The organism is Chryseobacterium sp. OV279, from assembly GCF_900128945.1.
Lineage (GTDB): Bacteria > Bacteroidota > Bacteroidia > Flavobacteriales > Weeksellaceae > Chryseobacterium.
Map to the genome: position 1 here is coordinate 259,448 of NZ_FQUD01000005.1, position 24,617 is coordinate 284,064.

25 protein-coding genes and 1 tRNA gene are annotated in these 24,617 nt (G+C 36.9%); 14 read left to right on the plus strand and 12 right to left on the minus strand.

What is annotated here, in order from left to right:
* Window positions 1-281: 281 nt before the first annotated feature.
* The 6 genes from BUA72_RS22555 to BUA72_RS22580 all read left to right on the plus strand — a co-directional run bounded on the left by BUA72_RS22555 (window position 282) and on the right by BUA72_RS22580 (window position 5,564).
* A complete protein-coding gene (locus BUA72_RS22555) occupies window positions 282-1,097 on the plus strand; it encodes a helix-turn-helix domain-containing protein (protein WP_072925376.1) in 816 nt (271 codons plus the stop codon).
* 53 nt (window positions 1,098-1,150) lie between these two features.
* Window positions 1,151-1,687, plus strand: coding sequence for a cytochrome b (locus BUA72_RS22560; protein WP_072925378.1), 537 nt, complete (start codon window positions 1,151-1,153; stop codon window positions 1,685-1,687).
* A gap of 10 nt (window positions 1,688-1,697) precedes the next feature.
* Window positions 1,698-2,171: an anthrone oxygenase family protein gene (locus tag BUA72_RS22565; protein ID WP_072925381.1), complete on the plus strand. Its 474-nt coding sequence runs from the start codon at window positions 1,698-1,700 to the stop codon at window positions 2,169-2,171.
* A gap of 82 nt (window positions 2,172-2,253) precedes the next feature.
* Window positions 2,254-2,784 (plus strand): GNAT family N-acetyltransferase, encoded by a 531-nt coding sequence (locus tag BUA72_RS22570; RefSeq protein ID WP_072925384.1) that lies wholly within the window; start codon window positions 2,254-2,256, stop codon window positions 2,782-2,784.
* Between the two features lie 190 nt (window positions 2,785-2,974).
* Complete coding sequence (locus BUA72_RS22575; protein ID WP_072925385.1) at window positions 2,975-4,507, plus strand: M20/M25/M40 family metallo-hydrolase; 1,533 nt, start codon at window positions 2,975-2,977, stop codon at window positions 4,505-4,507.
* Window positions 4,508-4,862: 355 nt separating this feature from the next.
* Window positions 4,863-5,564, plus strand: a complete 702-nt coding sequence (locus tag BUA72_RS22580; RefSeq protein WP_047455000.1) for a hypothetical protein — start codon at window positions 4,863-4,865, stop codon at window positions 5,562-5,564.
* A 125-nt stretch (window positions 5,565-5,689) separates the two neighbouring features.
* On the opposite strand, the gene BUA72_RS22585 is transcribed toward BUA72_RS22580, so the two are convergent.
* The 3 genes from BUA72_RS22585 to BUA72_RS22595 all read right to left on the minus strand — a co-directional run bounded on the left by BUA72_RS22585 (window position 5,690) and on the right by BUA72_RS22595 (window position 8,016).
* Entirely contained in the window at window positions 5,690-6,598 is a 909-nt protein-coding gene (locus BUA72_RS22585) for a DUF2490 domain-containing protein (protein ID WP_083544277.1), read from the minus strand.
* Between the two features lie 259 nt (window positions 6,599-6,857).
* A tRNA-Ser gene (locus BUA72_RS22590) sits at window positions 6,858-6,944 on the minus strand.
* A 55-nt stretch (window positions 6,945-6,999) separates the two neighbouring features.
* A complete protein-coding gene (locus BUA72_RS22595) occupies window positions 7,000-8,016 on the minus strand; it encodes an asparaginase (protein WP_072925387.1) in 1,017 nt (338 codons plus the stop codon).
* A gap of 81 nt (window positions 8,017-8,097) precedes the next feature.
* Between BUA72_RS22595 and BUA72_RS22600 the strand changes: the two genes are divergently transcribed.
* Entirely contained in the window at window positions 8,098-8,769 is a 672-nt protein-coding gene (locus BUA72_RS22600; protein WP_072925389.1) for a TrmH family RNA methyltransferase, read from the plus strand.
* Window positions 8,770-8,945: 176 nt separating this feature from the next.
* Window positions 8,946-9,413, plus strand: coding sequence for an XAC2610-related protein (locus BUA72_RS22605; protein ID WP_072925391.1), 468 nt, complete (start codon window positions 8,946-8,948; stop codon window positions 9,411-9,413).
* Between the two features lie 83 nt (window positions 9,414-9,496).
* Here the strand turns inward: BUA72_RS22605 and BUA72_RS22610 are convergent, their stop codons facing one another.
* From BUA72_RS22610 to tsaD, 3 genes are all read right to left on the minus strand, one after another.
* The gene (locus BUA72_RS22610; RefSeq protein WP_072925393.1) at window positions 9,497-10,195 is read right to left on the minus strand and encodes an RsmE family RNA methyltransferase; all 699 of its coding nucleotides are present in this window, start codon (window positions 10,193-10,195) and stop codon (window positions 9,497-9,499) included.
* Window positions 10,196-10,398: 203 nt separating this feature from the next.
* Window positions 10,399-10,809, minus strand: a complete 411-nt coding sequence (locus BUA72_RS22615) for a hypothetical protein (protein ID WP_072925394.1) — start codon at window positions 10,807-10,809, stop codon at window positions 10,399-10,401.
* A complete protein-coding gene (tsaD, locus tag BUA72_RS22620; RefSeq protein ID WP_072925396.1) occupies window positions 10,806-11,822 on the minus strand; it encodes a tRNA (adenosine(37)-N6)-threonylcarbamoyltransferase complex transferase subunit TsaD in 1,017 nt (338 codons plus the stop codon). The genes BUA72_RS22615 and tsaD overlap by 4 nt, the downstream gene beginning before the upstream one ends.
* A gap of 4 nt (window positions 11,823-11,826) precedes the next feature.
* Here tsaD and BUA72_RS22625 point away from each other — a divergent pair, with 4 nt between their 5' ends.
* From BUA72_RS22625 to BUA72_RS22635, 3 genes are all read left to right on the plus strand, one after another.
* Window positions 11,827-16,617, plus strand: a complete 4,791-nt coding sequence (locus tag BUA72_RS22625) for a translocation/assembly module TamB domain-containing protein (protein ID WP_072925398.1) — start codon at window positions 11,827-11,829, stop codon at window positions 16,615-16,617.
* A 134-nt stretch (window positions 16,618-16,751) separates the two neighbouring features.
* Window positions 16,752-17,222 (plus strand): Lrp/AsnC family transcriptional regulator, encoded by a 471-nt coding sequence (locus tag BUA72_RS22630; RefSeq protein ID WP_047455018.1) that lies wholly within the window; start codon window positions 16,752-16,754, stop codon window positions 17,220-17,222.
* A gap of 71 nt (window positions 17,223-17,293) precedes the next feature.
* Complete coding sequence (locus tag BUA72_RS22635; protein WP_047455020.1) at window positions 17,294-17,671, plus strand: hypothetical protein; 378 nt, start codon at window positions 17,294-17,296, stop codon at window positions 17,669-17,671.
* A gap of 137 nt (window positions 17,672-17,808) precedes the next feature.
* On the opposite strand, the gene BUA72_RS22640 is transcribed toward BUA72_RS22635, so the two are convergent.
* From BUA72_RS22640 to BUA72_RS22665, 5 genes are all read right to left on the minus strand, one after another.
* Window positions 17,809-18,378 carry a GNAT family N-acetyltransferase gene (locus BUA72_RS22640; protein WP_072925400.1) on the minus strand — a complete coding sequence of 190 codons (570 nt, stop codon included), beginning with the start codon at window positions 18,376-18,378 and terminating at the stop codon, window positions 17,809-17,811.
* 193 nt (window positions 18,379-18,571) lie between these two features.
* On the minus strand, window positions 18,572-19,648 hold the full coding sequence (gene gwsS, locus BUA72_RS22645; RefSeq protein ID WP_072925402.1) for a grasp-with-spasm system SPASM domain peptide maturase: 1,077 nt from the start codon (window positions 19,646-19,648) through the stop codon (window positions 18,572-18,574).
* 175 nt (window positions 19,649-19,823) lie between these two features.
* On the minus strand, window positions 19,824-20,726 hold the full coding sequence (gene gwsG, locus BUA72_RS22655) for a grasp-with-spasm system ATP-grasp peptide maturase (RefSeq protein ID WP_072925407.1): 903 nt from the start codon (window positions 20,724-20,726) through the stop codon (window positions 19,824-19,826).
* On the minus strand, window positions 20,723-21,631 hold the full coding sequence (locus BUA72_RS22660) for a hypothetical protein (RefSeq protein WP_052202546.1): 909 nt from the start codon (window positions 21,629-21,631) through the stop codon (window positions 20,723-20,725). The genes gwsG and BUA72_RS22660 overlap by 4 nt, the downstream gene beginning before the upstream one ends.
* 77 nt (window positions 21,632-21,708) lie before the next feature.
* Entirely contained in the window at window positions 21,709-21,915 is a 207-nt protein-coding gene (locus tag BUA72_RS22665) for a TIGR04139 family peptide modification target (RefSeq protein ID WP_047455031.1), read from the minus strand.
* A gap of 472 nt (window positions 21,916-22,387) precedes the next feature.
* On the opposite strand from BUA72_RS22665, the gene BUA72_RS22670 reads away from it, so the two are divergent.
* The 3 genes from BUA72_RS22670 to BUA72_RS24710 are packed head-to-tail and all read left to right on the plus strand — an operon-like array spanning window position 22,388 to window position 23,945.
* Window positions 22,388-22,939 carry a hypothetical protein gene (locus BUA72_RS22670; RefSeq protein ID WP_072925408.1) on the plus strand — a complete coding sequence of 184 codons (552 nt, stop codon included), beginning with the start codon at window positions 22,388-22,390 and terminating at the stop codon, window positions 22,937-22,939.
* Window positions 22,940-22,971: 32 nt separating this feature from the next.
* Complete coding sequence (locus tag BUA72_RS22675; protein WP_072925411.1) at window positions 22,972-23,436, plus strand: hypothetical protein; 465 nt, start codon at window positions 22,972-22,974, stop codon at window positions 23,434-23,436.
* Entirely contained in the window at window positions 23,433-23,945 is a 513-nt protein-coding gene (locus BUA72_RS24710) for a hypothetical protein (protein ID WP_228407939.1), read from the plus strand. Before BUA72_RS22675 ends, BUA72_RS24710 begins: the two co-directional genes overlap by 4 nt.
* Window positions 23,946-24,118: 173 nt before the next feature.
* Here the strand turns inward: BUA72_RS24710 and BUA72_RS22685 are convergent.
* Window positions 24,119-24,617: transposase (locus BUA72_RS22685; RefSeq protein WP_139259669.1), on the minus strand; the 499-nt coding region annotated here is incomplete at its 5' end.

Below are 24,617 nucleotides of genomic sequence, written 5' to 3' on the forward strand. Positions count from 1 at the left end.
TTATAGCCGTTTTGAATTCGTCTCAACTTTAGCTACGGCTGGCGCGAGGATCTCGCTCGTGTCTATCAATAAAAATAAACCACTGTTTTTTTTGCAGTAGTTTTATTATAGGTTAATTTAAAGTATTCAACATGCAAAATTTTGGATCAGCCTGAAAAACGTTTATGATTTAAAAAAGGCAAAAAAAGAATTTGAAAAAAGCATCATTATATTTTTAAAAACTGTTTCTGGAAATATAACAATTTAACCTTATTTTTATATCAGTTAATTTACAATTTAGAATGGAGAATGATCAAAATTTTTTAATTAGAAAGCCTGTTAATTCGTTTCTATCAAATATTATTGAGTGTTTCTTTTATATCGATATTCCGGTTTGTCAATTGACTGAGAAAGCTGAATTTATGATACCGTTCCCCCGTATAACATTGGGTTATTTTTTTGACCATCCATTTAGGGTAATTAATGATACATTAAATGAATCAAAACTAATAAACAATGCCATATCAAGAATTTCCACCCAAAGGATAAACGTTTTACCTGCCACCGACAGGATAAGAATTATCGGAGCCCATTTAAAGCCTTTTGGCTTGGCTTGTTACACACAAAAAGCAGTAAATTCCCTTCCTTGGTTAATCGACATAGAAGAACTGTTTGGTCATATGGCCAGAGAGTTTCTGTTAAAAATACATCATATTGCCAACACAGAAGAAATGTTCACTGCAATGGAAGACATATTCTTAAATAATATTCTTGATCGTGATTTATCACTTATCATAAAGGCACTTGAATTAATTGAAAGTAACTCCGGAGATATTGAAATGACCTTATTATCTGAACAATTAAACGTGTCTGACCGAACAATAAGAAATCATTTTTATAACTATGTAGGCTGCTCTCCAAAAGAATACATTCGTATTGTAAAATTAAAACAAATAGCTTATCAACTAAAGCATTCTCAAAATTCATTGACAAATATTGCCTACAGTAACAATTATTTTGATCAGGCACATTTTGTTCACGAAGTAAAAGGTATCACCGGCCAAAGCCCCGGCCAATTACGTAAAGACATTCCAGATTTCCGATTTTTACAATTTTAGTTTTTATGAGATGTTGATATTTGTTCATCAAAGAAAATTGAAACACTTTCCAGATGAAAACAATTATAAACAACAATCTTGCAGAAAAGTACGGCAAAGGAACCATCATTATTCATTGGTTCAGCTTCTTATTGATTAGTTTACTTATTCCTATGGGGTTTATCATGTCAGACATGGAACCGGGAGTTGCCAAAATTAATCTTTTACGGCTGCATCTCTTTGTAGGTATTCTGGTTTTTATCCTGACTTTAATACGTGTCTGGTTTTTCTTCCGGCGTAAAAGACCTTCAAAGTTGGAAACCGGGAATTACCTGCATAATAAATTGGTTATTTGGATTGAAAATACATTCTATTACCTGTTGATCTTACTGTGTATATCAGGCATTGCGACTATTATGATGGGCGATTTCAGAGAAGCCCTACAGACTGGTGATGCCTCTCTTTTACCAAAAAGATTGGACGTTCCCTCACTTGGAGCTCACAAAACTTTATCCATCATATTGATTGTGCTTCTGATAGGACATATTGGAGGTGTGGTTAATCACTATATAAAAAATAAAGAAAATACATTAAAAAGAATTTTACCGTAAAATCATAAAGATGAAAAATAATCAACTTCTAAAATTAATCTCTCTGGCTGTACAGTCACTATTCACAGGCGGATGCTTGGTAATATTATTTGTTTTAGTTCCTTTTTGGCAAAAAAGTAATCCTGAAGATTTTTTATTGTGGTTCTCCATCAATTCTCCAAACATTGCGAAGATAATGCTGCCTCTGGAAGTAATTCCTTTAATTTTATCTGTTCTGACATTTTATTTAGTCAATAAACAAAAAGATGAGACTCGTAAATGGTGGCTGCTTAATCTTGCGGCTAACGTCATTATCCTCCTATTGTTTTTTATTTATTTTATGCCTGCCAATTCATCAATGTCATCAGGGACGATAATGAAAAATCAGGTAAAAAGCGAATTAATGAAGTGGGAAATGATACACCTTATGAGAACCGTACTAACAGGCATTTCTACAATATTTTGCATAGTTGGGCTACAATATCTTCCTGTAAAAAAACAGTAGAAAAATAATTATTCCGAATTAACTTGGGGCTTTCTAATATTATGATGAAAGTTGTCAATCATCTTTACAATCAAAAGACTTAATGGAAAAAATTGATATAAAAAAAATTACAGTAGATGATATTGACCAGTTGCAAAAAATTGGAAAACAAACCTTTTACGAGACTTTTTCGATATATAATACCGACGAAGATATGCAAAAATATGTAACTGAAAGTTTTTCGGTTGCTCAACTTAATACTGAATTGAATAATGAAAATTCAGAATTTTACTTTGCAGAAATCAACAAAAGAACAGTAGGGTATTTAAAACTCAATTATGGAATTTCCCAGACAGAACTCAAAGATGATAAAACTCTTGAAATAGAAAGAATTTATGTTCTGAAAGATTTTCATGGAAAAAAAATCGGACAAATTCTGTGTGATCAGGCAATTAATATAGCGAAACAGAAGAACGTTGACTTTATTTGGTTAGGAGTTTGGGGAGAAAATCTAAAGGCAATTCATTTTTATAAGAAAAATGGATTTGTAGAATTCGATAAACATATCTTCAAACTTGGAGATAAAGAGCAGACTGACATGATGATGAAGCTAAAATTGAAGAATGATTATTAAATTAATCTTTAGAGTCATAATAAATAGCAAAGCAGTATCATAAAATAAATAGCAAAGCAGTATCATAATCTTAATATTTTTCAGCATTATTTGATGAGATTGGTTTAAAAGATAGATAAATACTGGTTTTTAATATAGGTATCATTATTTTGTTTGGTATATTTGTGACACCACACAAAATCTTACCGCCATGAAAAAGTTCCTTTTAATCATTCTGGGTATTCTTGTTATTCTAGTTGCCGTACTTTTAATCAAAATGTATACGTATCCGTTTAAAAAGAATACGGCTGGAAATTCTGAAGGATGGAAACCTGTCAAAAATGATTCAGCAATACTGCGTCTTTCTGGCGGTATCAAAATCCCTACAGTGTCTACTGGAAGTCTTGGAGAATTCAATTATGCTCCGTTTGATCAGTTTAAAGAATATCTGAAAACATCATATCCTTTAGTATATCAAAACACTGAAAACACTGAAGTCAATACCCATGCATTGGTGTTCAGACTTAAAGGAAGTGATCCTTTACTGGAACCGATTCTTTTCATTTCCCATATGGATGTAGTGCCACCCGGAGATGCAGATGTGAAAAACAAAGAACAGAATATTTTCAGACCCGACGATAAACCACTACCATCCGTTTCCAAAGTTGCGGAAGACTGGGATTTCGAACCCTTTTCGGGAACCGTTGCGAATGGAAGAATCTACGGAAGAGGGGCCATCGATATGAAAGGAATGCTCTTTTCCCTGATGGAATCTATGAATATGATGGTTAAAAGTAAAAAGATACCTAAACGCGATATCTATCTGGCTTTCGGTTTCGATGAAGAAGTAGGAGGGCAAAAAGGAGCCGTACAGATTGCTGATTATTTTAAAAAGAAAGGATTGAAATTCGATGCAGTCTATGATGAAGGCGGATTGATTATGCAGAAAGGAAACGTGGCAGGAATAGATTCAGACGTCGCCGTAGTAGGTTGTGCAGAAAAAGGTTTCTTATCAGCAAAAATTAAAGTCAAAGGACTTGGAGGACATTCCTCAATGCCGCCTATGGAAAGTGCGATAGGAAAGGCCGCAGTGATTATGCAGCGTCTCGAGGATCATCAGATGAAACCTACCATAACCCCATTGATCAAGCAGTTTTTTGACAATATTGGAGGAGCAATGCCGTTTACGAACAGGCTTGCTATTGCCAACCAATGGCTTCTGAAACCAGTTTTGCTCTCTCAGCTGACCAAAAATAATACCACCAATGCCTTGGTACGTACCACAACCGCCCTTACCATGATGAAAGGGAGCGACGGAACCAATGTGCTTTCTCCCGAAGTGGAATTTGTCGTGAATTTCAGACTTCTTCCCGGTGATACAGCAAAAGAAGTCCGCGACCATATCGCAAAAGCCACAGAAGGTTTCGATGTTGAGGTGGAAGAAATCGACAATACACGCGAAGCTTCCGCAGTTTCCCCTACCAATACAAAAGCGTATCAATTAATAGAGGCCGGAATCAAAGAAATTAACCCGGGTGCTATTGTTACACCTTACCTCACTATGGCCGGCACCGATGCCTACAAATACCAGATCGTAAGCAAAAATATCTACAGATTTATGCCCATCAAAATCAACAGCTCAGAGCAGCAAAGCATCCACAGCACCAATGAGTACATCAGCATTCAGAACTATATGAAGATGATCCATTACTTTGAGTTTATGATGACTAATTACGACAAATAGTTACGGGGTACGGGTTTCGCGATGCGGAGTTTGAGAGTTTGAGAGTTTGAGAATTTGAGAGTCAGAGAGTTTTAGAGTTTTGAGATTCGGGATTAGAGTGTCGGAGTGTTTGAGGATTTTAATGTTGCTTACTGTTGCTTTTGATAGTAATTAACCCTGTATTTTAATACTCTGAAATTATCGAGAAATATTGAATGAACGACAAATATCTGGCGGCTGAGGCTCCCGAAGCCACCAGTACTAATGTCTAAAGTCTGCAATCTGATGTCTGCAATCTAATATCTAAACAAAAAAATAACACGTCAAGTTTTGTCGCATTACAGCAATAGCTTTGTCCTATCAAAATTACAGAGCTATGGAATTGCCGTTTTACTTAACATTTACAGAATTTGAAAGCCATTATTACGATAATCTTGAAAAATGGTTTGAGGAATATCACAACGCCAGCGAGATCGATTATCTTAAGACACTGGCAGATCTTTACAGTCCTTATCTGTATTATAGTTTTGCAGATGACAGGCTGATGGCTGATGCTTCTATGGAAATCAAAGACTGCTTCTTTCCGTATCATGAAAAGATCGGGATCTCTTTCTGCACAAGTTGTGAAAATGGGAAGAATCCAAAGGCATCTAAAGGCATGAATCATATATTTGAATGGAAAACCATTACGATGATGGAATACGCGCAACATGTTCTGGATAAAATCAACAGATACTTGTTAAAAAACGGTAGTTCTCTGAACGGAAATAATACAATTCCGGATTATATCAATGATCGTGAGATCATCACTTCAAGAGAAGGGGCCGGATATTGTGTCAATTACAGCAGACATCAGGCGGCGGTTCCGTTTTTAAAAGCTTACCTTCCTTATTATGGGCAGACTGTAAATATTGCTGTTTACAGGGACTTTATTTTCTCCATAGCACAGATCGCGGAATACATTGATAAAAAGCTGAGGTCTGTACAGGCTTTCGAATACACCATTTATGCTAAACTGAAGTCAGAAGCCAAATTCAAAGTGCAGATGAGTCATCAGTTTCTGACGATCTGCAATTAATATTTTCACCAACATTCATATCTAAATTATATTCACGGAATACCCTGACCGGTCTTTCAGACAAATCCTGACAGCAATGCCAGGATTTTGTTTAATTTTACCCATTACCCATTACTCATTACTCATTATTTAAAGGGTAAATTCCAAATCACATCTACGGCCAAATAATGCACGCCACCTTTCTTTATACTTCTGCTTCCCCGGATCAGATCATTCACATATCCGATATCCACCGATAAAGGAGAGTGGGGAATACTGAACATATAATAAGCCCCGATACGCATTTCGCGATATCCGAAAGGGGTCCATTTCTGTTCCGGTTCATTAAGATAACTTGTAGAAAACAGACCTTCGGCACTTAGAGCCAGTTTTTGATTGTTTTTGGGAGATAGATTATAAGTCAACTGGCTTTTAATCCTTGTTCTCAGTTGAAAATTCTCTTCAGCCTGACGAAAACCTGCATCAAAAAACTTCCGGAACTCCTGGCGGACTGTATTCTTGAGTTTCCATCTTTTTCCCAGTTTGAAAGTATAGGCATATCTTCCGTAAATTCTGAATTCCTGTTCTGTAGCTTCCTTTTCATAAGGTGCAGAACTTTCATATTTAGGCTGCCGGCGGTAACTGACTGCATAACTGTATTGTTGATTGGGCGCAAAAGAATAAAAGACTTCATGGTTCAATACAACAATAGCCTGTTTTGAGACTAAATTATAATCATCAGGACTGCTTTTCCTTCCAAGAGCAATATAACTTAAAGTCTGCCTCTTTCCCAGCGAATCCAGTTGACGCCTTACTCCAAAAGCCGACCAGAAAGCGGTATTCGCTTCCCCAAGCCCCGGCGGACTGATCTGTGCATGTAATGACCCGCATAAGCTTAATAAAAATATTCCGATAATAATTTTTCCTGTTCTGAGCATCCCGTAAAATCTGTTGAATCGTATTTTGAGTATCTGTTCAGCAATAAGATGAAGTCGAACGGTGAATGATACTGTAAAATGATGATTTGTCGTAGCCAATGTAGGTCCTTTATCCATTAAATAATGATGTAAATGATTTTAATACTGTCGATAAACAGGACAAATTAAATACATGATTTAGGAATGTTTTAGGAATAGGGAAGGATCAGATACAAAAGTTGTGGACTAAATCAATTCCTCTTGCTGATCATACAGATAGTGCAGATAAAAAAATAAAAATCTGTATGATCTCACCAATCTGCGTGAAAGTTATAGATCTATTCTTTTTACAAAAAAAAAGTCTTAAACAATTAAGTTTAAGACTTTTAGATTCTTGCAGAGAGGAAGGGATTCGAACCCTCGATACAGTTACCCGTATACTACCTTTCCAGGGTAGCTCCTTCAACCACTCGGACACCTCTCTATTTGAGATTGCAAAAATAGAGTAATTTCTGGAATCTGCAAATTATTATTCAAAATTAGTCAGTAATTTCTCCGCAAAGACTTTTGGTGAAGTTGTCGGCAAAGGTTCCTGAATAATTTGGGTTGTCTATAAGGTGCATCGCTTTGGTAATGGCGCTTTCGGCGGTCATATCCCTTCCGCTGATTGCTCCGATTCTTGAGAATATATTGCTGTTTTCATATTTTCCGAAAGAGATTCCTCCTGAAATACACTGACTTACCACCACGATCTCCGTTCCGTTGCTTCTGATTTCTTCAAGTGTTTCCTGCGTTTTTTCACTGCTGAAAATGGTTCCCGAACCAAAAACCTGAAGGATTAAAACCTTCATTTTAGGGATTTCTTTGAAATGACTCAGATGCATCCCCGGAAAAATACGCCAGAATAAAATATCTTCAGAAATATGTTCGTCCACATGAAATTCCACTTCCGGATCACAACGGTAAAGATTGTCCTTAACAATATTTAAATGAACACCTGACTGTCCTAAAATAGGATAATTCGGGCTTGAATAGGCATCAAAATACTCCGCAGAATATTTCAGCGTTCTGTTTCCTCTTAACAATTTGTATTCGAAATAAACGGCCACTTCCTGAATGACTGCTTCATCATTTTCATAAAGACTGGCGTAATAAAGGCTGGTCAGAAGATTTTCCTTCGCATCCGTTCTCAGATCTCCGATCGGAAGCTGGGAACCTGTCATAATAACAGGTTTTCTAAGACCTTTCAGCATAAAACTTAAAGCAGAAGCCGTATAAGACATGGTATCGGTTCCGTGAAGGATCAGAAAGCCGTCATACAGCTCGTAATTCTTGAGAATATAGTTCGCGATCACCTTCCATTCCTCAGGTCCCATATCGGAAGAGTCCAGCGGTTTTGCGAAAGGATGCACAAACACTTCGCATTCCATTAATTTCATCTCAGGCATTTTTTCGAAAATATTTCCAAAATCAAATGCGCGGAGGCTTCCGGTTTCATAATCTTTTTCCATACCGATGGTTCCTCCGGTATAGATGAGCAGGACTTTTCTTTTCATGAATTACTTTTTAGTAAGAAATTGAGCCTCGTTCAGGTTCATAGCTCAAAATTACGTTAATTTGCAAAGATTTGAAAATGAATGGAAGATTTAGCGCAAACTTTTGAATATTTAAAGCAGTTTTTAACAGAGGAAAGACTCTCAAAAATAGAACATTTCTCTCAGGAAAGTTCCGATTTTGTACTTCCTGTGATGGATGATGTCTACCAGTTCAGAAATGCGGCGGCTATTATCAGATCTGTAGAAGCCAATGCGTTTCACAAGGTTATAGCCATGGAGGAAGAGAATGTTTTTGATCCCAACCTTACCGTAACCAAAGGGGCCGAAACCTGGGTAGAAGTAGAGAAAATGGCTAAGAACATAGCTTCTCTGCAGAATATCAAAGACAGAGGCTATAAAATCCTGGCGGTTTCTCTTGAAAAAAATGCAGTGATGCTCCCTGATTATCAGATTACAGAACCTATCGCTCTCGTATTTGGAACTGAGATGGAAGGCGTATCTGAAGAAGTTATAGATTTTGCAGACGAAACCCTGGCGATCCCGATGTACGGCTTAACGAGAAGCTACAATGTTTCCGTAGCCGCAGGAATCTGTATGTATGAACTGAAACAGAAACTGATCAAATCAGGCATCGATTATAAACTAAGCGAAGAAAAAAAGATGAAAATGAAGATCCGCTGGGCCGTGAACTCCATGCGAAGCGGAAAGCAGATCTTTGAAAAATATATAAGAGATCACAACCTTACCCTATGAACAGAATAGGGGTCTTTATCTTAATCATTTTAAGCAGCTGCGGCAAGAAGGAAGCAGCTGAAAAAAATCGCATTGAGGATAAAGACAGTCTGGTACAAAACATAGAAATACATACACAAGAGTAGGAAGATACAGCATCAATTCCTTTTTCCCAATCTCTGAAAGAAAATGGATATATGTATACCCTTAAAGAGCTTGAAAGCCCTAACGGAGCAATCAATTTTAAATCCATTAACATATTTTACAGAAAAAAACTTCATCAGAAAATTATTTTTGATACGGTAGCTGTTCTGAATGAAAGGGAAGTGGTTTTTAATGTCGATAAAGATGCTAATTTTGATGGGTTTAATGATGTAGAACTTATTAACTGGGCCGGGAATTATGCTTATTCATCAAGCTTTTGGCTCTATAATCAAAAAACAAAGAAATACGATTATTACAAACCCCTGGATACGATTCAGAATATTAAGATTGATACCGGGAAAAGAGAAATTACTTCAGAGTATCATATTGGCCCGGTTAACACTTACAGCAAAACCTATCAATGGACAAATGGAAAACTTTTGATGATGAGCGCCCATATTGAAGAGGAAGGAGATGTAATCCGTATGTACCGGAAGAAAGGAAAAATCATTGTAGAATAATGTGTTTCCTCCTTATTTCCTAACTTCTAATCCCTAATCCCTAATCCCTAATCCCTAATCCCTAATCCCTAATCCCTATCCTCTCATCTCATCATATTGAAATAATTCCACGCCGCCACAAAAACACCCGCCGTTTCAGTTCTCAGCCTTTGGTTTCCAAGTGAAACAGCTTTTACGTTACTGTCGGATAGAAACTGGATCTCCCTTTCAGAAAAATCTCCTTCAGGACCGATTAAGAAAGTGATCTGCTCCAAAGCGGGAATATGGTTAAGCTCAATTCTTTCCAGATTTTCATGGCAGTGCGCCACAAAAGTCTTCTCTGGATTGATATTTTTCAGAAAATCAGGAAGTTTAATTAAATCATTAACAACAGGGAAATGAAATCGCAAACTTTGTTTTGAGGCTGCAATGGCTTGTTTTCTAAGTTTTTCGATACTGATGTTTTTACGCTCTGTTTTTTCAGTTTGTAAAATGGTAATTTCAGCAATACCCATTTCCACAGCTTTTTCTACAAAAAACTCAATTCGGTCAATATTTTTCGTCGGAGCAATAGCAATGTGCAATTTTGGATTGAAATCCTGAGTATCTTTCTTAATTTCTGAAACCTCGATATTGGCTTTTTTTCCTTCGATTACCAATGTTCCGGAAGCAACATTTCCTTTACCGTCTGTTACGTGAATTTTTTCACCGTCTTTCATACGAAGAACTTTCACTATATGCTGCTGTTCTTCGTCATTAATTATTGCTTTTCCGTTATTGATTTCGCCAAAAAAAAGTTTCATATATTGATATTTAGAATGCGACTGAATTGTATTGATAAGGGATGATTAAAAGGTTGGAAGCTGGAGGATGGAAGCTAGATGTTACTATTGGATGGGAAATATTTGAAAATTCCTTTTAAATTGATATATTCTACCTTTGGCTTTCAATAACTTCCCTCTTCTAGCTTCTGACTTCCTTACCTAATGAATTTTCACGTTGAGGATTAAAAGGTAATTTCATTCTCGCTTAAAAATGCTACACCGGTTTTTATCGTGGTATAAATATCACCTTCACAGTCTCTGTATGAACATGCGTAAATTTCTTCAATCCACTTATTATTCATGAAAATTAAATTCAAGTATTCGTTTTTTCTTAAATTATTTTTGATGGATAAATAATCTCCTTCTTTGGGTTCGTAAGCAAAACTGAATACATTTTCTGAATTGATTTTCTCTATGATCTCCTCCTTTATATTTTGAACATATCCGATTTCTGAACTGATCATTAAATAATCTTCGTCTTCAGATTGTTCTGTCACTTCATTTTTTCCGATAACGGTTTCTAAAACCCAGTAATATTTTGAATTTTTTTTAGATTGCGTTCCCAGTACTTTTTCTTCTAAGAGTATTTTCATAAATCATATTTTGCAGTTGCGGACGTTTTCATATCCGTAAATTCTCCTCGCTCATATTTCAGTTGAGCCACCATCGCAATCATCGCCGCGTTGTCTGTTGTATATTCAAATTTTGGAATGTAAATATTCCAGCCTAATTTTTCATGATTATCCTCCATTGCCTTTCTCAATGCAGAATTGGCAGAAACTCCACCTGCGATTGCCACTTCTTTTACATTTAATTCTTTAGCTGCTTTTTCAAGTTTAGCCATCAGAATTTCAACAATCGTTCTCTGAACAGAAGCGCACAGATCATTCAGGTTTTCCTTAATAAAATCCGGATTTTTTCTAACCTCTTTCTGAATGAAATAAAGCACAGACGTTTTGATACCACTGAATGAATAATCGTAATTCTCCATTCTTGGTTTGTTAAACGTAAAAGCAGCAGGATTTCCTTCCTTGGCCAGTCGGTCTATAATAGGTCCGGCAGGGTAGTCCAGATCAAAGATTTTTCCGATTTTGTCAAAAGCTTCTCCTGCGGCATCATCAATTGTTTTTCCAATAATTTCCATATCAAAATAATCCTTCACCAGTACGATCATGGTGTGCCCTCCGCTTACCGTAAGACACAGGAAAGGGAATTGAGGCGGCATAGGATTTGCATCTTCGATGAAATGGGCTAAAATGTGGGCCTGGAGATGGTTAACTTCAATCAGCGGAACATTCAGACTCATTGCCAAAGACTTAGCAAATGACGTTCCTACAAGAAGAGATCCTAAAAGTCCGGGGCCGCGTGTAAATCCTATAGCTGAAATAGCATTTTGTTGTATATTTGCTTTAGTAATAGATTTTTCAACAACGGGGATTATATTTTGCTGATGCGCTCGCGATGCCAGTTCCGGGACTACACCTCCATATTCTTTATGGATAGCCTGATTCGCAGCAATATTGGACAGAATACAGTTTCCCTTGATGATAGCTGCTGAGGTGTCGTCGCAAGACGATTCAATACCTAAAATTATAGAGTCGCTCATAATAATGGCAAAGTTAGAGAATAATAACGAGAATGAGAATAAAAAATCTGTAGCTGAGAACCTAAGTGATCAGGTACAGAAGACTGTGGAGAATGTAGAAGGCGCTGTGAAGGAAACAGTTAAGGAAGCATCTGAACTGGCATCAGATGCCATTCATCATCCCGTAGAAACGGCTGAAGAATTTGGAAAGCAGGCGGTAAAAGATGTGACTAGCTATTCCTGGTGGGCCAAACTTCTCCTGATCCTTTTCTGGCTGGGAGTTATTCTTGTTGGAGGAGTTCTTACAGCCATTAATCTTCCGGCAACCAAGCAATGGGCGGCAGATCAGGCACTTCAGATCGTTAACAAAGACTTTAAAGCGGGAATGTCTACGGAAAGTGTAGAGGTGGATTATTTCGGAGACGTTATTATAAAAGGTTTAAAAATAAAGGATTACAAAGGCCTTGAATTCATTAAAGCAAGAGAATTCCGAGCAAATTCCGACTGGTTGTCACTCGCCTACAATGCAATTTCCGGGAACAGCAATTCATTAAGTTTTAATTCCCTTACCCTTGTCAATGCCGATGTGAAGGTCATTACCTACAAAGGTGATAGTATTTCCAACTTCATCAGATTTACACAGCTTTTCGACAGCGGAAAGAAAAGAGATCCAAAGAAACCTCCTTTTCAGCTGAATTCCCGTGTACAGATCATCGATTCAAAAGTTTCTATCGTTAGCCAAAACTCTCCGGGAGAACCTGGAAAATGGCTGACGGCTACAAAATTTAATTTAATAGCGCCTAATGTAAAGGTAAACGGCCCGAATATTTCCGCGCTGATCAATAATATGTCCTTCGTCACAGCAAGATGGGGGAAATCTCACTTTGTAGATACATTTTCTACAGAACTCTCTTTGACCCATGAATTCCTATCATTAAAAGATCTGACGCTGAATACAGACCATTCACTGCTGCAGGGAGATATAAAATTCAATCTTCATGACGGCTCATGGTCCGAATTTGCAGACCGCGTAAGCTGGGATATGAATATCAAACAGGGAAGCCAGATGAGTGGATATGACATCAGCTATTTTGTGACAAACTGGGATAATTTTAAACCTTTCAATCTGGCTGGGAAAATGACCGGCCCACTGAATAAATTCTATCTGGAAAACTTCCTGATCAGAAATCCTGACGTAAATATTGCCACCAAAACCATGAGAGTGGACAGGCTGCTGAAAGGAAATTTCTCCATTGAAACCAAAGACCTTTCCACAGATTTTACCTATAAAGACCTTAAAGCGATGATGCCTTCATTTATTTCCAAGAAGATGAAGAATTTCGCAGACGATTTTGGAAAACTGAAATACAACGGCGCTGCAAAAGTAGATCCCCAACAAATCTTTATTCCCAACGGAAATCTGATGACGGGAATAGGTCAGGCGAAAATTACCAAGCTTTCACTGACGGGATACAGCACGGCAATGCCTAAATATTCAGGGTATCTTGAAGTAAAAGACCTGAATACCTCTGTCATCACTAAAAATAAAGCGGTCGGTCTTATCTCCGGTAAATTTGATCTGAACGGGCAGAGTTTTGACGTCAATACCATGCGTCTGACCACCAAATCCCAGATCAGCAGCATTGAGATTATGGATAAGCAGATCAGCAATCTTTATCTGGACGGTTTATTGGACCATAAAAAATATAACGGACTTATCACCATAAATGATGAGCAGGCAAAAGCTACGATTAAGGGACTTATTGATTTCAGTACTCCTAGGATTATCATGGATGTGAATGCAGACGTCACCCATCTGAACATGAATTATTTCACTAACAAACCGGGAAGCCAGATTGTAAGCGGCCAGGTGGTAGGTAAAATGTCCATGTCTTCCATTAATGATCTGACGCTGGATGTGGATGCCAATGAACTGCATTTTGCAACCGCTACACAGAAATATATTGTTCCGAAAGCAAAACTTAAGACTTTTATAGAAGCAGGCGGACGTGTCATCGAAGTTGATGCACCGGGAGCTGCCAGTGGTAAGATCTCAGGAAAATACAATCTTGGTGATCTTGTAGGGATGATGGAAAACGGAATCGGAAGAATTCTGGTGGGACCTCCGCCGAGAAAACTGTACAGAGGTCAGAGTTTTAAGATGAATTTTGATGTTCAGCAGGGTGTTGTGAATTACTTTCTGCCGGATCTTAAACTTCCGCAGGGTGCTTTGGTAGAAGGAGAATACAATGGAGATTCAAACGATTTGATCCTGAATCTGGATGCCGCTTCTCTGAAGTATATCATGACCAAAAAGGAGGAAATCACCGAAGCAGACAAAGCGTTAGCAGCCACCAATCCTGAATATAAGCTTAATGACCGGAATAATATCTCCAGAGACAGCGCGATGATCGACAGTGTGATGGTCAGAATCAATACTGCTAAGCTTGATGAGCAGCTGTATGCAAGGATCAGTAAACTGGTGTACAATAAGAATATCATCAAAGATTTTGAACTCAGAGGAAAGAATGAAAACAATACAGCGCTTCACCTGGCTACAACATTTAAACATGGAAGTCCGGAGGATGAACTGAGTGAAAGCCTTAAATCATATGCTATTAATGTAGATCAATCTACCAATGCAGCGGGAGATTACGTTTTCAGATTTGAACCTACAGAAGTGAAGTTCAATGATGTTACGTGGGCGATAGATACAAGTCCTGAACTGGATCATTCCATTACTTATAGAAAGAATACAGCTGATTTTGACATTCATAATCTGAGGGTATTTTCAGATAAAAGTGCCCTGTTCATTAAGGAAGCACAGTTTAAATCGGCGAAAGACTTTTACATAGATGCGGATATTGAAGAATTTGCTGTAGAAAAGCTCCTCGAAATGCAGTCCGGAGGAAATCCGATGGGAATCAAAGGACTCGCTAACGGAAGTGTGAAAATCAAAATGGATAAGAGCACGCTGCAGCCATTGGTAGACCTTACGGTAGACAATATTATGATGAACGGAAATGAAATGGGCGACCTTACAATTTCTGCAACCAACGGGTTCTCACTGAATGTTTATGACGTAGATGTCAAAGTAACGTCCGCCGGAGTTCTTGGAAATAATAACCTGCATCTGACAGGTACCGTAAATAACAATACCGCTTCTCCTACGATCGATCTGACGGCAGAAATGCGTGATTTTGACCTTGCCTTTACCCAACAGTTTGTTCAGACTGTTTTTGGAAATATAAGAGGAAAAGCGACGGGTGACCTTAAGATCAATGGAAAACTAAGCAATCTGGATTACAGCGGTGATATCGCATTGAAAGGCTTCGGTCTGAAACTGCTGTTCACCGGCGTAGATTATTCATTTGATGATACGGTGATTCCTCTTTCCAAAGGACTTGCAATCCTTAACAATATTGAAGTACATGACGGTAGAACGAATTCTAAAGGAACAATCTCCGGGGCGATCCAGTTTGAAACGATTTCTTCTATGGGGGTCAACCTGATTATGAGAGCAGACAATCTTCTGGTGCTGAATACCTCACAGAAAGATTTTGACCTGTTTTGGGGAAGGGTGTACGGACAGGGAGATCTCTACGTAGACGGACCTGTTTCCGGACTGAGTATTTCTACCCCGAATATGAAAGCATTAAACGGAAGTACCTTTACCTTTAATTCCAGTTCTACATCCAATGTGGAAGAGTTTAAAATGCTGAGGTTCCTGAAAGAAGGAAAAGATGGATTGATCACCCTGGAAGAAAAGAAAAAGACAGGAGCGAATATGAATATCGACTTCAGTCTTGATGTGGATAAAGGAACAACCGTGAACGTACTTGTAGGTGATGATGTAGGAAATATTACCGTAAAAGGAACGGCGGACAAGCTGAGGTTCCAGATGGGAAGACGTGGAGGAATCGCCATGAACGGGACTTATAAGGTAGATAACGGAACCTTTGTTTCTAAAGCGATTCTGAATAAAACCTTCCAGATCGAAAAGAACAGCAGCATCCGATGGGACGGTGATGCCATGAAGCCGGCGCTGGATATTACAGCCAATTATGTAAGAATGGTATCAAATGCCGGGGAATATTTAAGCATGGGGAAACTGCAGCCGATCAGTGTACTGCTTCAGGCGAATATCACCCAATCCTTAATCAACCCGAAAATAGACCTGAATGTGACCGCTCTTGATGTCTCCAGTCAGGTAAAGGAAACATTGGCAGCCAAGATGAGCCAGGAGGGCGAGAAAGTACTCCAGTTTGGTTCTGTATTGCTGTTAAGTACCTTTAATGTCTCCAATAGCGGAGGAGTGGATTTTGATGTGGCGGGAGTTGCGGAATCTTCAGGATATAATATGCTTCTTAAACAGCTTGGCTCTGTATTGAATACCATGAGTAACGAATTCCAGATCGATCTGAATTATGTAAAAGGTGATCAAAATTCCAACACTGGTGACCGGGCTAATGCCGGGGTAAGTGTAGCGGTTTCGCCTAGGATAAATATCAAAACCGGACTGGGTATTCCACTGACAAAAACCGAAGGTGCCCAGAACAATTATCTCTCCGGAGAAGGATCTATTGAATATGATGTTTCTAAAAAGAATGACGGGACTCTCGTTCTGAGAGGCTATTCCAAGCCTACCAATATCGGAATGGTAAGTACGAATGGTTCTGCAAATCAGGCCTATGGTGGTGGAGTTGTGTGGAGTAAAAGCTTTAATTCTCTGTTTAAAAAGAAGAAAAAAGATAAAAAACCGTCAGAACCTAAAACGGAAATAAAAACAGATTCTATAAAATCAAATGCTAAATAATCTGAATATTTTAATGATTTTTATCATCCGTGTTAATTATTGTTAATGTTTGATATAATTTTTTTAGTTAAATAATTTTTTATAAATTTGCAAAAAATACATGGATTTTTTAAGAAAATTGTAATTTAACTAATATGAACTATCAACTGGACGAAATAGACAAGAAGATTCTTGATTTCTTAGTAGAAAACACAAGAATGCCTTTTACAGAGATTGCAAAGCAGATGGATGTTTCTGCGGGAACAATTCACGTAAGAGTGAAAAAAATGGAGGATGCAGGTATTATTTTGGGATCATCTCTTAATATCGATTATGGTAAGCTGGACTATCACTTTACAGCTTTCATTGGGATCCTTTTGACAAAATCAAACCGCACTCAAGAGGTATTGAAAGAATTATCAATACTTCCGAACGTAATCGAAGCGAGCGTTATTTCCGGGAAATATAATATTTTCTGTAAAGTAAGAGCTAAGAATACGGAAGATGCAAAAAGAATTATCTATCAGATAGACGACATTCAAGATGTAATGAGAACCGAAAGTATGATCTCCATGGAAGAGTACTTGAGCGACAAAAACAGATTGATCAACGCTATTTCTATATAATTCAAATTTTAAACGAATAAATATGCTGAAGAACTTATGAATTTATTCATAAGTTCTTTACTTTTGTACCTATGGAAGAATACAGTTACTTTGACGAGGATCCAAAGAAAGGATGGGGCTTTATTTTAGCATTTGCAGCTTTGATGCTGTTCACGATAATGGGGCTTGGAATAGATGTAGATGAATACCTGCAGCATGAATATCTTCAGATCCCGAGGTGGTATTTTTTCGTTATTTTTTCCATTGATTTCCTGATGATGATCGGGCTGGTGCTGATGTTTTTCTACAGAAAAGTGGGCATCATCATGTTTCCGGCGCTGTTGGTTCTGCATTTCTTTATGCACAATTACTATCTGTCTACCTTTTTGTATACGGATGTAACGAATCTTTTCCTTTTTACCGGTTTTGGAATGCTTGCTATTATTCCGAAATGGAAGTTTTTCAGATAGAACTTTAAATGATACCTTTAAGCTGGTCCGTAGAAGTAAATAGCGAGTCGTTTTAAAGAGTTTTTGATTGGTTTCTACCATTTCCCTAAATTGTGGATAAGAAGCGAATTTAAGTGCTTAAATAGACTTTTTAGTTTCTACAGATTTTTCAGAAAGTAGAGAGGGTAATCCAGCTCAAAAGTTTCGTGAAAAATTTCAAACTTATTTTGAGTGTAAAAAGTGCGGTTTTCGGGAGTGGTTGTTTCTACATAAATCAATTCTCCCTCATAAAATTCTAAGGATTCATTCAACAGTTTTGTGCCGATGCCTTTTCCCTGTTCTTCCGGGATAACTGCCATGAGCCACAAATGGATGAATTTTTCCTCAGGATGGAAACTTTTCAAAAGTTTTTCCCTTCCTAAAACTTTAAACATATTGTCTATGCCGATACAGACAAATAGCAACCTGAGCTCTAAAGCGAATTTTCTGAAACTGAATGTATTATTGTCCAGGAATAAAATACATCCTTTATCGTGATCGGTTAAAAATATATTGCCATTCAATAGGGACACATCAAACTGAAATTCCATTAATGCTTTTAGTCTTTTGTATCTGTCACCGGATTTTTTCAGCACAAAGTTGATAGAATTAGGAATAAGAATATCAATAAAAGCCCGGCATAATATGTCAACTGCCTTTTCCCGATCTCTGTGAGTCGCTTTTTTCATGGATTTAGTTTAGCCAAAAGTAAGAATAAATCATTTGAGTGAGTTATGAGTTTTGAACTATGAGTTCCTATTGTATTTCTTAGAATAAGCGAAGCGGCTTTGTCTTTCTTAAAAAATTATCTAATATAATCTTTGTCTTTCCTTGGGTAAAAAAAAATAACGAGGGCTTAACCTGAGTTCGAGGCAAAACATTTCAGCAATGATCAAGTCCGTAAAATCGAATAGCATGCTGTTTTAGCGGGTTTCGGCTCCATTCTTCCCATTTTCCCGTATAAGGATCGTAACCGCATTTAAGGGGCTTAGATGTGTCTAATTCTTCGTTATTTTGATGAGTGCGTTCTGTGTAAGCTCTACAGTCTGTGCAGATATATCTGAACTCACAATCTTTGCAGACCTCTATTTTATCTTTCGTGATACTCCAGTACTTTTTAAAATTGGCTTTTAGCAGGGCTTCTTCAAGGTTTGTCTCATGGATGTTTCCAAAACTTTCAGGCATTAAAGGACAGTTTTTGATATGGCCGTGAAGATCTATTCCCATCTTTTTATGAAGGCAGGAATTATGATTCATAGCTTCTGAAACCTTTGATATATTAGTATTGAAATATTTCAGATCTACTTTTCCACAGGAGGAAATTTTCACGTCTTCTTCTGTAAAATTCAGAGCAAATCTGAATTCATCCTTTACTTTGAAAGGTTCTTTTTCACAGGTATAAAAAACAATATGGTACATCCTTTCCGTATTGCTGTGGATGGTGTTTATAAAATCCAGATCGACGGCTTGATGGAATGGAGAAAAAACTTCGATACCACACAAAACTGAATGGGAAAATATTTGATCGGTCTTTATGAAATCATCTTCAGTAAATGGTTTTTGACTGTATATCACCAAATGCTTTACGCCAAGTTTTTCTACTGATTCCTTTACTTTTTCCAATATCGAAACCTCTGTGAGCTCTATGAAAAGATCAGAGACCCTACTGGGCTCATCATATTCACAGGAAAGCGGTGGGAAGTTTTTGTCCCAATCATTCTCTGTCATGAATCCGTATTCTTTCTGTAATAAATTGTCCAGGTATTCCTGAATAACAGTTTTGGATTCTTCATCATAATTCTCTAAGACATCTTCTACAGAACCATTTTTCAGTTCCTCCACGACATCATACAATTCAAGAGGATATAGCTCCGAGACATTCCTTTGAAGATCGGAAATCAGGATCCTGATGGCTCCTTTTGTGATGAGTATATTTGAAAACAAATTGAAGTATCTCATAATAGTCGGACGAGTGGTTTTATGGGTTTTTCTCTTACGTAAAAGCTGGTTTGATATTTTTTACATCTTAATATACATTTGGTATTGCTGGTAATCCCTTTGGAGCCTGTGTTGTCAAAAAAATCCATATGCTTAAAGGATAAGGGAAGTTTGTGTTTTTCACCGAAATTTTCTTTCATAAATAATCTGCAATTTTTTTAAATAGTGGATAATTGCAATGGTAAGCTACGTTTGCAAACTGACCTACAGGATTTACTTCTAAGAAATAATAGCGGTTTCCGCTTTTGATAAAATCCAGTGAACCGCAGTTGAGATCCAGCATCTGCATTAGCTTGTGAATTTTAATTTCCATTTCTTTAGGAAGATCGTACCTGATATTTCTATTGGGCTTTTCATTATTGTACTTTCTGAAATCCGTTTTAGTCTGTTCGTCATTCTGTGAGAAAATAGCCATGGAGAAACATTTACCTTCGAAATAAAAGGTTCTGATCTCAAAATCCTTTTCTATCTTTTCCTGAAAGAAAGAAGTGAAAAATCCCTCTTTCTCTGCTTCTTCGATAATGGTTGTATACATGATTCCATCTTGATTTTCAGATAGATTGTCCAGGATCACATTTCCCGTGATCGACTTTGTGATGGTTGTATTCAGAAGAACTTCATCTGTATGGTCTGCCAAAAAATATTCAGGAACATCCAGTCCTGCTTTCTGCGCATATTCCAATACCAAAAGCTTATTGACGTGGCTATTGCTTTGTTTGTTGATATGCTTTTTTGCTTCTAAAGTTTTCAGTACGTAATCTTCCAGCCAGTGCTGGGTTTCATTCATATAGATATTAATAGAATCGTTATTGTAGTGTAGACGTTTAAAATAAAGTCCACCTCTTCTGTGCCAAACGCTTTTTATATCGTCCAGAAAGAAACTGTTTTTCTGACTTTGCAGAAAGAATTTTTTTTCACGAAGATGAATTTCAAAAAACTCATCATCATTCACAAGAATAAAGAGTTTATTCATTGAAGCCAGCCAGCGGATCACTTCTATTGTTGTCCGGTCATTATTATCAGAAAATATCAGGATCATTTGGTTTTGAGGCTATCGGATAAATCTTTTGCTAATTTGTTTCTGTATTTTAAACTGGGAAGACCAATACTTTTTCTGTTACGGTTTACTTTAGCTGAATCTGTTATATTTTGATACCCTTGATAAACACCGTAGGTATAGGGAATTTTATGATGCAGATTATTTCGGTCAACCATGGCTGCATAATCGCGCGGAGGGTATTCACCCGACTTTACATATTCTAATATTTTGGCTTTGAAATAAGGATAATGTTTATCATAATCTGCCATGTGAAGAATGATTACATCCAGGGGCATAAAAATATCCTTATGGTATAAACCTATCTTTTGTTTGGAAGGAAAACCGCGATTTTCAAATGTCCACTTTAGGAGTTCAGCATTTTTTAGGTCATTTTCAAAGATTTCTGAACTGTTGGAACGTCCATTAAACTGATCCCTACCAATAGCTACAACAAAAGAGTCTATCATTTTTTTATCAAGCTTCTTTTCCCATTCAGCAACCTTTTGTTCTATACTCAGGCTGTCTATTTCGTATTTTTTGTAGAGGCTGATGAACTTCGGATCTGCTTTTTTGTATCTCCAATAAGGAGCTATTAAGGGAATCAATCGGTAAAGACTTCTCTTGCCTCCAAAATTTTTTCCAAGCTTGTCAGAAGTTCTGATATACGTTTCATATTCTTCGGTGCGTTCCTGATTAAGAGGCCGGTATTTCCTGAATAATTTACGGTAGAGATCGGTCGCTTTTTCCGGCTGTTTAGCTATTCGATAAATGCTGTCAATTTCATATACTTTCTGGTAATAGGTGATATAATCCTTGCTTTTGCAACAGTAAAGAAAAAAGCAGATAAGCAGAGAGCCCAACAGATATCCGATGCTTTGATTCTGTTTCGTGTGTAATGATTCCATTAGTACTTGCTTGAAGTTTAAATAAAACAGGACTGTAATTGATTTAAAAACAGTCCTGATTGCCTTATCCCCAATTATTAAGGAGTGCTCGGATTAGGTCCTTCAATGCTTAGAGTCATTGTTTTTTTCCCATCTTTGTAATAGGCGGTATCTGAGCAGTTACTTCCACATGCCGTTTGTTCCGATGATCTTGCTGAATCATCTCCTCCGTGAATAGACTGCATATCCTTCAGTTTCTTGTTTTCCAATGAAGAAAAGTTCTTCATTCCATTTAATTTTTTCATAATTGAATAATTTTTTTATTAAAATTTGTGGTTGTCATATAAACCCTGACATGGGTTTTACCATTCTTCATTTCAGTCTGTACTGTACACTTACAGACGGATCTGCTGAATGTTTATCAACGTTGATGATTCCAAAACTATAGATTATTACATCTCTTTTGTGTGAATTAATATGCTGTTTTTTTGTAAATTCGTGAGGCCTTTTTGTATGGTTGTACAGATTAAAATAAATCATGAAAATATCCGGTTGATAAAATTTTGTCCATCTGGGATTGAGAAATATAAATCCTGATTTTATGGATTACAATAGCAGATAAACAGTCCCATATTTCTATTGTATGTGATAATTAAATAGTATGCATACAAAAAAATACCTTACAGACAACGGCTTACAGCCTTAGAAATATTTAAATTTTCATCTATTTTTGTACATTGACTGTTATCACCCAAATCAAAATCACAAAATCACTGTATGCAAAACCTCAAACAGCTCAATATTGATTTAAAAACGTATCTTGAAGAAACCACAGAACAATTTGTTAAAGACCTTGTACAAATACTGGAAGGGAAAAATGCAGATTATCTGGACGGAAAGAGCAAAACAGACATTGTAGCCTACTATTTCGAATATGAATATGATGATCTGGATATCTCAGCATGGTCTGTTGATCAATCCGGAACTATCATAACCAATCCTGTACTTTTATTAACCGAAAAAGAAGAAGAGAATGATGGCAAGGAAAGCTGGAAAGCACTTCTGCCGGAAAAAATATGGACAGCAGCTTCAGATTTTCAGGAAGAGTATGCGGATGATGATGACTTCGATGATTGGTGGGACGAATACAATGACGAAAAATATGAGCTATTTGAAAACTGGTTCTTTGATGGCTGGAAAAAGGCGTCAGAACAGACAAACAATAGGGTAGATGCCTATTTTTCAATTCATGATACCTACTTTAAAACAGACCTGAATACCCTGCAGACGATTAACGACGACGAAATTTCAGAACGTTATACCTCATAAAATAATACACATTAAAATATATCACTATTATTATGAACACCTATCAATTTTACAAAAAAGAAGGAAACCTGTTAATTTTTAAAAACCAACCCATCTTTGTATTTGTATTGGCTGCTCTTACATTCGTTGCAGCAGGATTCTCGTATAAGTATAAGATTCCTTTATTGGCCTTATTTCTTGTTGCTTTTGGAGGCCTGATGATCGCCAATTTCTTTGCGAAAAAATTTGTGATTGATCCTCAGCAGCAGACTATTACCTGTAAACCGAGTGTTTTTGTTTCTGCAAAGACCTATTCTTTCAAGGATTTTACGCATTTTGAAGTGCTGGCAATGAAATATCTGGGCTTCATCACCACCAATGTATTTCTGAATATTTATTTTGAAGTGAATGGCAAGGAACATAAATTTATGGTAGGACAGGCGCTTACCCATAAAAGCATACAGAAAATGGTCAATGAAACCGAAGATATCATGAGCCTAAACGAAAATAAGCGATGAATACCAAAGACCGATATAAATTTGAAGATAACGGAAGTGAAATAAGTTTTATGCCTAATTACAACTTCATACACACCTTAAAATGGTGGTTAGGAGCGGGTATTTTGGCCATTCCGGTGCTGTATTATTTCAGAAATATACTATCTCGAAATGCCTTTACCATTGCTTCCGTTATATTAGGGATTTATATGGTGTATTTTCTGTGGGATCTTGTTTTCAGAGTTCCTGTAAAATACATATTCGATAAAAGGGAGAAGTGTATCTACCGCAAACTGTTTCTTACCAAAAACATCATGAGCTTTGATGAAATGACTTATTTCATTAATGAAGACAACGGTGGATATTATTATGTAATCGGGAAAAAGAGAAACCAATTTGTCAAGAATTACAGAATCAGCAGTTATTTTTCAGGTTCTAAAAAATCACGTTTGAGAGAGGATGAATTCCTGACAGAGATACTATATCCCGTATTGGATGCAATAGATGTTCCGATCAACAGACCGCAGTAATGACGGGTTTTTGAGTAGGGAAGTTTGAGGGTTTGAGAGTATATGAGTGTGAAAAAAGTTGCTGGCTGATAGTAATTAAGCCTCATACTTTAATAATCAGAAATTTTTAAATACTCTAAAACCTCATATATCGAATAATTTTGAATAAAAGACAAGTATCTGGCGGCTGATTTCTATGACGTTACCAAATTATTTATATAATTTTTTTCATAGGGCTTTTGTTTATTGATAACGGCAAAAGCCCTATGAATAATTTTATTTCTTACATTATTCAGTACCAGCATTTTATTTTTCCCCTCAGCTACCTTTCTTAAATAATATTCTCTAAGATCATTTTCTAGTCTTATAGCGCTCATTGCTGCCATATGAAGTATACTTTTTAATGATTTATCAGCATAGAAAGATAGTTTAGGCTTGTATCTTATAGAAGTTCCTGATTGATGATCAAATGGAACAACGCCTGAATAACAAGCAAGTTTTCTAGGTTCTGTAATCTCTTCAAAGTTTCCTGTTTTTATTAACATCATCCAGCATAAAACTTTTCCTATACCCGGAACACTTTTTAAAAGCTCACTTTTTTTCTTAAGATCCTGATGTGAAGCAATTACATTTTCTATATCCTTTTCTAAAATTGCAATATGTTTTTCTAAAAGCGATATTTCTTCTTTATTC